The following is an 8,518-nucleotide window of genomic DNA, read 5'->3' as shown; positions in this document are numbered from 1 at the left end:
CACCCGGAAGGCCCATGGAGCGTACCCGCGCCAGCGCATCATTCCGCGCCTGCTCCGACCAGCCGCCGGTGGGCAGGGTCAGGGCAGAGAGGCGCGCCTCGGTGGCATCCAGTTTGACCTGCGGCAGGGCCATTACGCCACCTCCGCCATGATATCCGCATAGCCGTTATGTTCGACCTCGAGCGCCAGTTCCGGACCGCCGGTCTTGATGATCCGACCATCGGACATGATGTGCACGACGTCCGGTTTGATGTGATCCAGCAGGCGCTGGTAATGCGTGATGACAAGGAAACCACGACCCGCGTCGCGCAGCGCGTTCACGCCATCGGCCACCAGTTTCATCGCGTCCACGTCAAGGCCCGAGTCGGTCTCGTCGAGGATGCACATCTTCGGCTCGAGCATCGCCATCTGGAGAATCTCGTTGCGCTTCTTTTCGCCGCCGGAAAAGCCCACGTTGACCGGACGCTTGAGCATGTCCGCGTCGATCTGCAGATCCTTGGCCTTGGCGCGGATCAGCTTGAGGAAGTCCGTCGCCGACATCTCGTCCTGCCCGCGCGCCTTGCGCTGTGCGTTCACCGCCGTGCGCAGGAAGGTCATGTTGCCGACACCGGGAATCTCCACCGGGTACTGGAACGCCAGGAACAAGCCCGCCGCGGCCCGCTCTTCGGGCTCCATGTCAAGGATATCCTCGCCGGCGAGCGTCGCGCTGCCATCGGTCACGGTGTAGCCCTCGCGGCCCGACAACACGTAGGACAGGGTCGATTTGCCCGATCCGTTCGGCCCCATGATCGCGTGCACCTTGCCAGCCTCGACCGTCAGGTCGACACCCTTGAGAATCTGCTTGTCCTCTTCCTCAAGACTGACGTGCAAGTTTTTGATTTCCAGCATTTCTTTCCCTCTCTCGTATGTCGTTCCCCAACGCACCTGGCGTCAGAATGATTTCGTGTACAGCGTCAGGATCTCGGTCAGATCCCGCTTTGGCAGATCGGTCGGAACGATATCGAACCGCGCCATCCGCCCGCGTATTTCAACCGGTTCCACAAACCGTTCGACCCGTCGGTACTGCTTGCGTCCGACATAGTCGTCAAAGAGCAATGTCACCGGCTTTACCGTCCGCAGCAGCGTTGTCATCACGCAGGCCGGGCGGAACCGTCCGTCAACAAGCACAAGGTCGGGGGCCGTGAACCCGTCCAGATCCCAGACCGAATTCGGGTACCGGTGATACCGTGCCCATTTGTCGTCCGTCTTCGGCCGCCCCCATTTGCCGACCCGCCCGATATTGGCGTGATGCAGGACCACCTCGGAGGTGGTGCCCGCATGGTCGAAATATCTCTGCATCATCCGGTACCAGTCGGGATCGGATTCGACCGAATAGACCGTCTTGCCCGTCATCTCCGAGGCCAGAACGGTCGACCCGCCGCTGCCATATTCAAGAATGACATCGGCCTGGGCATAAAGCTCCTGCACCCAGGCGCTGACCTCGTCGGGAAAGGTCAGGACGGGACGGTCGATCACCGGCAGCTCTGTCGATATCTCCGTCATCTCGTCGCCCCCCGGCCCATGCGGGCAAACCAGCGCAGACCACTCCGGTGCAGAACCGGCTTGACCGCCGGTCCTCTCAACGGATCGGTTCTGCGTGCCATCATGGCCATACCCTACCCACGATCCGTCAGCACCGCCGTGCCGCTGGCCGAGACCATCAGCATCGAATTGCCGACAACTTCGTAATCCAGATCGACACCCACAACCGCGTTGCCGCCAAGCGCCGAGGCCCGGTGTTCCAGTTCGCGCATCGCGACGTCCCGGGCGTCCTGCAACTTGGCCTCGTAGGCACCGGAGCGGCCGCCGACGATATCGGTGATCGACGCGAAGAGATCCCGAACGACATTCGCGCCCATGATGGCCTCGCCCACCACGATCCCCTTGTATTCCAGGATCTTGTGGCCCTCGATCGAGTTTGTCGTCGTAATGATCATGTCTTCCTCTTTAAAACCAGCTGCGCAAAAAGCGATCCCGTGAAGCCCGACGCAAAAGCCAGACCGATAACGACCCACATGGCCAGTGCATCGGTCACAAGGTCAACAATCACCGCGAACACGGCACAAAACACACCTGTCACCACCGAAGTCAAAAGAATGGCTGCAACAGGCATGGCGTCCTCTGCGGCGCAGGCCCGCTTGGCCTGCCCCGGCTCTCCTTATCCCACCGATCCTTCCAGCGAGATCGCAACCAGCTGCTGCGCCTCCATCGCGAACTCCATCGGCAGCGCCTGCAACACGTCGCGGCAGAACCCGTTGACCACAAGAGCCACGGCTTCTTCCTCGTCCATGCCGCGCTGGCGGCAATAGAACAGCTGATCGTCATCCACCTTGGAGGTGGTCGCCTCGTGCTCCACCCGGCTCGAGTTGTTCTTGACCTCGATATAGGGCACCGTGTGCGCGCCGCACTGACCGCCGATCAGCAGGCTGTCGCACTGGGTGTAGTTGCGGCTGTTCTTCGCCTTCGGATGCATCGACACGAGCCCCCGATAGGTGTTCTGCGCATGGCCTGCGCTGATCCCCTTCGACACGATCCGGCTCTTGGTGTTCTTGCCCAGATGCACCATCTTGGTGCCGGTGTCGGCCTGCTGGTAATTGTTGGCGATGGCGATGGAATAGAACTCGCCCTGGCTGTCGTCGCCGCGCAGGATGCAGGACGGGTATTTCCACGTCACGGCAGAGCCGGTCTCGACCTGAGTCCACATCACCTTTGCGCGGTCGCCCCGGCAATCGGCGCGCTTGGTGACGAAATTGTAGATGCCGCCCTTGCCGTTCTCATCGCCCGGATACCAGTTCTGCACCGTGGAATACTTCACCTCGGCGTCTTCCTCGACGATGATCTCGACCACCGCCGCGTGAAGCTGGCTGGTGTCGCGCTGGGGCGCGGTGCAGCCTTCGAGATAGGACACAAAGCTGCCCTTGTCGGCAATGATCAGCGTCCGCTCGAACTGGCCGGTGTTCTCGGCGTTGATCCGGAAATAGGTCGACAGCTCCATCGGGCAGCGGACACCCGGCGGCACGTAGACAAACGATCCGTCCGAAAAGACCGCCGAATTCAGCGTCGCGTAGAAATTGTCGGAGACCGGCACCACCGAACCCAGGTATTTCTTCACAAGCTCCGGATGCTCCCGGATCGCCTCGGAGATCGAGCAGAAGATCACGCCCGCCTCTCTCAGCTCTTTCTGGAACGTCGTGCCCACCGACACGGAATCGAACACCGCGTCGACCGCCACCTTGCGGCCCTCGGCGGGCGCGTCCTCGGCCCCTTCGACCCCCGCAAGGATCATCTGCTCCTTGAGCGGGATACCCAGCTTTTCATAGGTGGCCAGCAGCTTGGGATCGACCTCGTCGAGCGATTTCGGCCGCACTTCCATGCTTTTCGGGCGGGCATAGTAGTACTGGTCCTGGAAATCGATTTCCGGGTAATCCACCATCGCCCAGGTCGGCTCTTCCTTTTGCAGCCACCGTTCATAGGCCTGCAGCCGCCAGTCGGTCATCCACTGGGGTTCTTCGTTCTTTTCCGAAATCAGGCGCACGATATCCGGGGTCAGCCCCTTCGGCGCGTACTCCATCTCGATATCGGTGTTCCAGCCGTGCTTGTAGGCGCCACCCACTTCGCGGACGGCATCGACAGTTTCCTGATCGACGCCTTCCTTTACGGTCACGTTGTCTAAAGCAGCCATGCTTGCACCTCTTTCGATTACCTCACGCGGCGCGCGCTCGGTGACTTTTCCATTTGGTCAACCACGTCTCGGCAAACCGCCTCACATCCTCTTCGGTCGTCCAGGGCCCCAGCGACACGCGGATCGCGCTTTTCGCCGTGTCCTTGTCGAACCCCATCGCGGTCAGAACCGCGCTGGCCTTCACCTTGCCGCTGGAACAGGCGGATCCCGCACTGATCGCGAATCCCGCCAGGTCCATCTGCATCACCTGCGTTTCACCCTTCCAGCCCGGCGTCGCCAGGCAGGTGGTGTTCGGCAGGCGTCTGGCGTCTTTCCCGACAAAAATAGTCTCTTTTGCCTGAGCCTCAATAGAAGAATCTAGAATGTTTCTAAGTTTTTCCACCCGGTCCCAGACACCGGCCTCCAGATCGCGCATCGCCGCCTCGGCGGCCGCCCCGAACCCGGCGATCCCGAGGAGGTTCTCGGTCCCCGAGCGCCGGCCCATCTCCTGGCCACCCCCCTTGATCCGGGGAGCAAGATCGGTGCCGCGCCGCATCACCAGCGCCCCGATGCCCTTTGGTCCGCCGATCTTGTGCGCCGAAATCAGCGCCATCTCGCAGCCCAGCCAGTTGAAGGCGACCGGCAGCTTGCCGAAGGCCTGGGTCGCATCGACAACGGCCACGCCTGTCGGCAATTCCTGCACCACGCCGGTTTCCGAATTGGCCAGCTGCACCGCGGACCGCTCGGGCTCGGCAACGCTCACCCGGCCCGACCCATCGACGCCCAGAACCGGATCGATCCAGGCCCGCACCGCGTCATGCTCCAGATCCGCACCGAACAGCCCGCGGTCGGCACAGGCCAGCGCCGCGGCTTCCGTCGCCCCCGACACGAACACCACATCGGCGCCCTCAGCCCCGAAGGCCGCCGCGACCTGCGCCCGCGCGCGTTCGACCAGCGCCTTCGCGGCGCGTCCCTCGGCATGCACCGAACTCGGGTTGCCGACGACATCCATCGCCGCGATCATCGCGCCCCGCGCCTCGTGCCGCAGCGGCATCGTCGCGTTGCCGTCCAGGTACACGCGCCCCGTCATTCAAGCCGCCCCGGTGTCCTTGGGCTCGACACAACTCGGCGGTCCGGGGCCAAAGCCCCCGTCCCGTCGGATTGGATCAGCCAATGCGACCCCGTCATTCATCGACCACGGCAAACAGGTTCGGCACCGCCGGGCACGGCGCCAGGGTGTTGGACACGACATCCGACAGGCGGGTCTGGTGCAGGAACACGTAGACCTGCGCCGAAAGCCCTTCCCACAGACGGTTGGTCATGGATTGCGCCCGGCTGCCGGACAAACCGCCCGACACCCCGGCCCCCTTGTGCATCGCGTCGACGGTTTCATCGACGGCGGCCAGCACATCGACCACCCGGATCTCGCTCGCCGGCTTGGCAAGGCGGTAGCCGCCGCCCGGTCCGCGCACCGATGCGACCAGCCCGCCGCGCCGCAGCTTCACGAACAGCTGTTCAAGATAGGGCAAGGACACGTCCTGCCGCTGCGCGATATCGCCCAGCGTGACCAGCGTGCCATCGGGTTGCAATGCGATATCCGCAAGCGCCACCATTGCGTATCGGCCCTTCGTACTCAACTTCATGGCCGCTTCCCCCAACCTGACTGCGACGCAATTGACCTTGCAACGGCAATTGCCTATGTGCGGATAACCAGATCCGGAGCCTTCCGGATTTAGAACCATTCTAAGAAGCCTGAGCGAAGCTGTCAAGATTTACACAGCAGCCCCGTTCGCGCCCAGTCAGGAGCCACCACCCACCATGCCCGAGGTGATTTTTCCCGGACCCGAAGGCCGCCTCGAAGGCCGCTACCACCCGCAGAAGGAAAGCGACGCGCCGATCGCCATCATCCTGCATCCGCATCCGCAATTCGGCGGCACGATGAACAACAAGGTGGTCTACAACCTGCATTACGCCTTCTACAACATGGGCTTCACCGTGCTGCGCTTCAACTTTCGCGGTGTGGGGCGCAGCCAGGGCGAGTATGACCAGGGCATCGGCGAACTCAGCGATGCCGCCTCGGCGCTCGACTACCTGCAATCGATGAACAACAATTCCAAGCATTGCTGGGTCGCCGGCTTCAGCTTCGGTGCCTGGATCGGCATGCAGCTCCTGATGCGCCGTCCCGAGATCACCGGCTTCATCTCGGTCAGCCCGCCCGCCAACATGTACGACTTCTCGTTCCTCGCGCCCTGCCCGTCCTCGGGCCTGATCATCAATGGCACCGGAGACCGCGTGGCGCCGCCCGCCGACACCACCTCGCTGGTGAACAAGCTGGCCGAACAGAAGGGAATCACCGTCACCCATACCGAGATCGAGGGCGCGGACCATTTCTTCAAGGAACCGCACATGGACACCATGATCGATCACGTGTCGACCTATGTGAAACGCCGCCTCACCGAAAACTCCCGCTAAGGAAACACCCGCATGTCGATGGTTCAGGACCTTGCCGACAAGCTTGCAGACGACACGCTCAAAGCGATGAAGCATCTCGACGATGACCGCTTCTTCATGGAAGTGGCCGCCGAACTGGGCGCCGCCTCGACCACATTGGAAGAGGCCTTCCTGACCTCCATCCGCGTCCGCCTGGCCGAACGCAAGGCCCGCGCCTTTATCCGGGCGCGGATCGAAGGCCAGAAGAAAGACGAGAATTTCGGGCGGTGAGCCCGGCTCAAGTGGCCTGCACCGGCCACCGCGTTGCCAGATCATCAAGCCCCGCGCGGATCAAATCGCCAAGCGCGTTCAGGTCGATCTTCGACAGCCGTCCGACATAGAGACAGGATTTGCCGGTCTTGTGTGGCCCGAGCCGCTTGAGGATCGGTCCGAAATTCGCATAGCCCGGCAGGATGTAGATCGACATGTTCGCCTTGCGCGGGGAAAAGCCGGTCGCCAGGAAATCGGCTTCGCGGCCGCTGTCGTAGCGATAGTGATAGCGGCCATAGCCGATGATCGAGTTCCCCCACATCCGCGGCTGAAATCCGGTCACCCGACGAAACAGCTGGTCCAGAACCCGCGCGTCCTCGCGTCGCCCCGGGTGTTCTACTCCGGCGATGAAGTCTTCGACCGATGCGTCCGTCATGACTGTGACATTTGATGACATGGCTCACTCCCATTCTCTGCCACTACCCTAAAACACATCACCATCCAAACCGGAGATCAGATGTCCCGACTCGATCAGCAAATGACCTTTCTCCAGGAAGCGGATCGTCTGAAATCCGTACTGCGCGCCACGACCCTGGGCGACGGGTCGCGGATGGAGAACAGCGCCGAACATTCCTGGCACATCGCGCTTTACGCGCTGGTGCTGGCCGAGCATGCGGAAACGCCGCTCGACACCGGCAAGATGCTCAAAATGCTTCTCCTGCACGACCTGGTGGAGATCGACGCGGGCGACGCGCCCGTCTTCGGGGATCACGATGCCGGCGCTTTGGCAGAGCGCGAAGCGCAGGCGGCGGACCGGATCTTCGGATTGCTGCCCGACGACCAGGCGCAGTTGTTCCGCGCCATCTGGGACGAGTTCGAAGCGAACGCGACACCGGAAGCGCAATTCGCCAAATCCATCGACCGCATGCAGCCGCCGATGCAGAACCTCGCCTCGGGGGGCGGGTCGTGGATCGACTACGGCGTGACGCACGAGATGTTCGAGGCGCGCATCGGCCCCAGGATCGACACTGGCGCGCCGAAAATCTGGGCATGGCTTCAGCCCAGGGTCGCCGCCTTCTTCTCGGGGCGCGGCTGACACGCTTTGGTTCTCGCGCGACCGCGCAACATCCCCTAGGGTGACCCCATGTCAGACACACCCCATCAACGGACCCTGCTGCTGACCGGCGCAAGCCGCGGCATCGGCCATGCCACCGTCAAGAAATTCGCCGCCGAAGGCTGGCGCGTGATCAGCTGTTCCCGGCAGGCGTTCTCCTCGGAATGTCCCTGGCCCGGCGGCGAACGGAATCACATCCAGGTCGATCTGAGCGATCCGCAGCAGACGATGGACGCCGTGCGCATCGTCAAGGACCGGCTGGATGGCGGGCGGCTCGATGCGTTGGTCAACAACGCCGGCATCTCGCCCAAGGGCCCCGACGGAGAGCGGCTGAGCACGCTCGATACGGACCTGCGCGATTGGGGAAAAGTCTTTCACGTCAACTTCTTCGCCTCTGTTGTTCTGGGCCGCGGGCTGAAAGACGAACTGGCCAAGGCGCAAGGATCGATTGTCAACGTCACCTCGATTGCGGGTGCCCGTGTCCACCCGTTCGCGGGCGCCGCCTACGCGACGTCCAAGGCCGCGCTCGCGGCGCTGACCCGGGAGATGGCGCATGATTTCGGACCGATGGGAGTGCGGGTGAATGCCATTGCGCCCGGGGAGGTGGAGACGTCGATCCTGTCACCAGGGACGGACAAGATCGTAGAGCGGCTCCCTTTGCGGCGTCTAGGGCAGCCGGCGGAGGTCGCGTCGGCTATCTTCTTCCTCTGTTCGGACCAGAGCAGCTACATTTCGGGAACAGAAATCGAGATCAACGGCGCCCAGCACGTTTAGGCGGTGGACGATTGATATCGGCCGGCGCACGATCCGCCGATGGAAGGCTATCACTCGAGCGTCGCGATAATGCCGCGAAGGTCTTCAATACCCAGCCCCTGTTCCGAAGATGTCAGCACAAGTTCGGGAAAAGCCGCAGGGTGGCGCCTCGCGGCGCCGCGAACCTGCTCCAGGACGGCTTCGCGCTCGGCCGCCTTCACCTTGTCCGCTTTCGTGAGTACGATCTGGAA

At 62.8% G+C, this 8,518-nt stretch carries 12 protein-coding genes and 2 pseudogenes; 4 read left to right on the top strand and 10 right to left on the bottom strand.

Features of this window, described 5'->3' with window-relative positions; genetic code table 11:
• The 8 genes and pseudogenes from LCF60_RS22400 to LCF60_RS22365 form a co-directional block, all read right to left on the bottom strand.
• Positions 1 to 133: pseudogene (locus tag LCF60_RS22400) on the bottom strand (Fe-S cluster assembly protein SufD); the annotation flags it as partial.
• On the bottom strand, positions 133 to 888 hold the full coding sequence (sufC, locus tag LCF60_RS22395; protein ID WP_292294762.1) for a Fe-S cluster assembly ATPase SufC: 756 nt from the start codon (positions 886 to 888) through the stop codon (positions 133 to 135). The gene sufC and the pseudogene LCF60_RS22400, both read right to left, overlap by 1 nt.
• 42 nt (positions 889 to 930) lie before the next feature.
• A complete protein-coding gene (locus LCF60_RS22390; RefSeq protein ID WP_292294761.1) occupies positions 931 to 1,542 on the bottom strand; it encodes a hypothetical protein in 612 nt (203 codons plus the stop codon).
• Between the two features lie 113 nt (positions 1,543 to 1,655).
• Entirely contained in the window at positions 1,656 to 1,976 is a 321-nt protein-coding gene (locus LCF60_RS22385; RefSeq protein WP_292294760.1) for a heavy metal-binding domain-containing protein, read from the bottom strand.
• On the bottom strand, positions 1,973 to 2,152 hold the full coding sequence (locus LCF60_RS22380; RefSeq protein WP_292294759.1) for a hypothetical protein: 180 nt from the start codon (positions 2,150 to 2,152) through the stop codon (positions 1,973 to 1,975). Before LCF60_RS22380 ends, LCF60_RS22385 begins: the two co-directional genes overlap by 4 nt.
• 45 nt (positions 2,153 to 2,197) lie before the next feature.
• On the bottom strand, positions 2,198 to 3,721 hold the full coding sequence (sufB, locus tag LCF60_RS22375; RefSeq protein ID WP_292294758.1) for a Fe-S cluster assembly protein SufB: 1,524 nt from the start codon (positions 3,719 to 3,721) through the stop codon (positions 2,198 to 2,200).
• A 22-nt stretch (positions 3,722 to 3,743) separates the two neighbouring features.
• Positions 3,744 to 4,790, bottom strand: a complete 1,047-nt coding sequence (locus LCF60_RS22370) for an aminotransferase class V-fold PLP-dependent enzyme (RefSeq protein ID WP_292294757.1) — start codon at positions 4,788 to 4,790, stop codon at positions 3,744 to 3,746.
• 94 nt (positions 4,791 to 4,884) lie between these two features.
• Entirely contained in the window at positions 4,885 to 5,343 is a 459-nt protein-coding gene (locus LCF60_RS22365; protein ID WP_292294756.1) for an Rrf2 family transcriptional regulator, read from the bottom strand.
• Between the two features lie 175 nt (positions 5,344 to 5,518).
• Between LCF60_RS22365 and LCF60_RS22360 the strand changes: the two genes are divergently transcribed.
• Entirely contained in the window at positions 5,519 to 6,172 is a 654-nt protein-coding gene (locus tag LCF60_RS22360; protein WP_292294755.1) for an alpha/beta hydrolase, read from the top strand.
• A gap of 12 nt (positions 6,173 to 6,184) precedes the next feature.
• Positions 6,185 to 6,421 carry a hypothetical protein gene (locus LCF60_RS22355; RefSeq protein ID WP_292294754.1) on the top strand — a complete coding sequence of 79 codons (237 nt, stop codon included), beginning with the start codon at positions 6,185 to 6,187 and terminating at the stop codon, positions 6,419 to 6,421.
• A gap of 7 nt (positions 6,422 to 6,428) precedes the next feature.
• Here the strand turns inward: LCF60_RS22355 and LCF60_RS22350 are convergent, their stop codons facing one another.
• Positions 6,429 to 6,836, bottom strand: coding sequence for a DUF1801 domain-containing protein (locus LCF60_RS22350; protein ID WP_292294753.1), 408 nt, complete (start codon positions 6,834 to 6,836; stop codon positions 6,429 to 6,431).
• A gap of 81 nt (positions 6,837 to 6,917) precedes the next feature.
• On the opposite strand from LCF60_RS22350, the gene LCF60_RS22345 reads away from it, so the two are divergent.
• Positions 6,918 to 7,496, top strand: coding sequence for an HD domain-containing protein (locus LCF60_RS22345; RefSeq protein ID WP_292294752.1), 579 nt, complete (start codon positions 6,918 to 6,920; stop codon positions 7,494 to 7,496).
• Between the two features lie 48 nt (positions 7,497 to 7,544).
• Complete coding sequence (locus LCF60_RS22340; protein WP_292294751.1) at positions 7,545 to 8,288, top strand: SDR family oxidoreductase; 744 nt, start codon at positions 7,545 to 7,547, stop codon at positions 8,286 to 8,288.
• Between the two features lie 50 nt (positions 8,289 to 8,338).
• On the opposite strand, the pseudogene LCF60_RS22335 reads toward LCF60_RS22340, so the two are convergent.
• A pseudogene (locus LCF60_RS22335) lies at positions 8,339 to 8,518 on the bottom strand (YihA family ribosome biogenesis GTP-binding protein); the annotation flags it as partial.

It is taken from the genome of Marivita sp. (assembly GCF_020055635.1).
Classification (GTDB): domain Bacteria; phylum Pseudomonadota; class Alphaproteobacteria; order Rhodobacterales; family Rhodobacteraceae; genus Marivita.
Note: the sequence above shows the minus strand (reverse complement) of the source record. Positions and strands in the feature narration are given on the sequence as shown.

Coding starts and splice junctions, on each gene's coding strand:
- LCF60_RS22365 (WP_292294756.1), bottom strand. CDS start 5,343: ATGAAGTTGAGTACGAAGGGCCGATACGCAATGGTGGCGCTTGCGGAT.
- LCF60_RS22370 (WP_292294757.1), bottom strand. CDS start 4,790: ATGACGGGGCGCGTGTACCTGGACGGCAACGCGACGATGCCGCTGCGG.
- LCF60_RS22360 (WP_292294755.1), top strand. CDS start 5,519: ATGCCCGAGGTGATTTTTCCCGGACCCGAAGGCCGCCTCGAAGGCCGC.
- LCF60_RS22355 (WP_292294754.1), top strand. CDS start 6,185: ATGTCGATGGTTCAGGACCTTGCCGACAAGCTTGCAGACGACACGCTC.
- sufB (WP_292294758.1), bottom strand. CDS start 3,721: ATGGCTGCTTTAGACAACGTGACCGTAAAGGAAGGCGTCGATCAGGAA.
- LCF60_RS22350 (WP_292294753.1), bottom strand. CDS start 6,836: ATGACGGACGCATCGGTCGAAGACTTCATCGCCGGAGTAGAACACCCG.
- LCF60_RS22390 (WP_292294761.1), bottom strand. CDS start 1,542: ATGACGGAGATATCGACAGAGCTGCCGGTGATCGACCGTCCCGTCCTG.
- LCF60_RS22385 (WP_292294760.1), bottom strand. CDS start 1,976: ATGATCATTACGACGACAAACTCGATCGAGGGCCACAAGATCCTGGAA.
- LCF60_RS22380 (WP_292294759.1), bottom strand. CDS start 2,152: ATGCCTGTTGCAGCCATTCTTTTGACTTCGGTGGTGACAGGTGTGTTT.
- LCF60_RS22340 (WP_292294751.1), top strand. CDS start 7,545: ATGTCAGACACACCCCATCAACGGACCCTGCTGCTGACCGGCGCAAGC.
- sufC (WP_292294762.1), bottom strand. CDS start 888: ATGCTGGAAATCAAAAACTTGCACGTCAGTCTTGAGGAAGAGGACAAG.
- LCF60_RS22345 (WP_292294752.1), top strand. CDS start 6,918: ATGTCCCGACTCGATCAGCAAATGACCTTTCTCCAGGAAGCGGATCGT.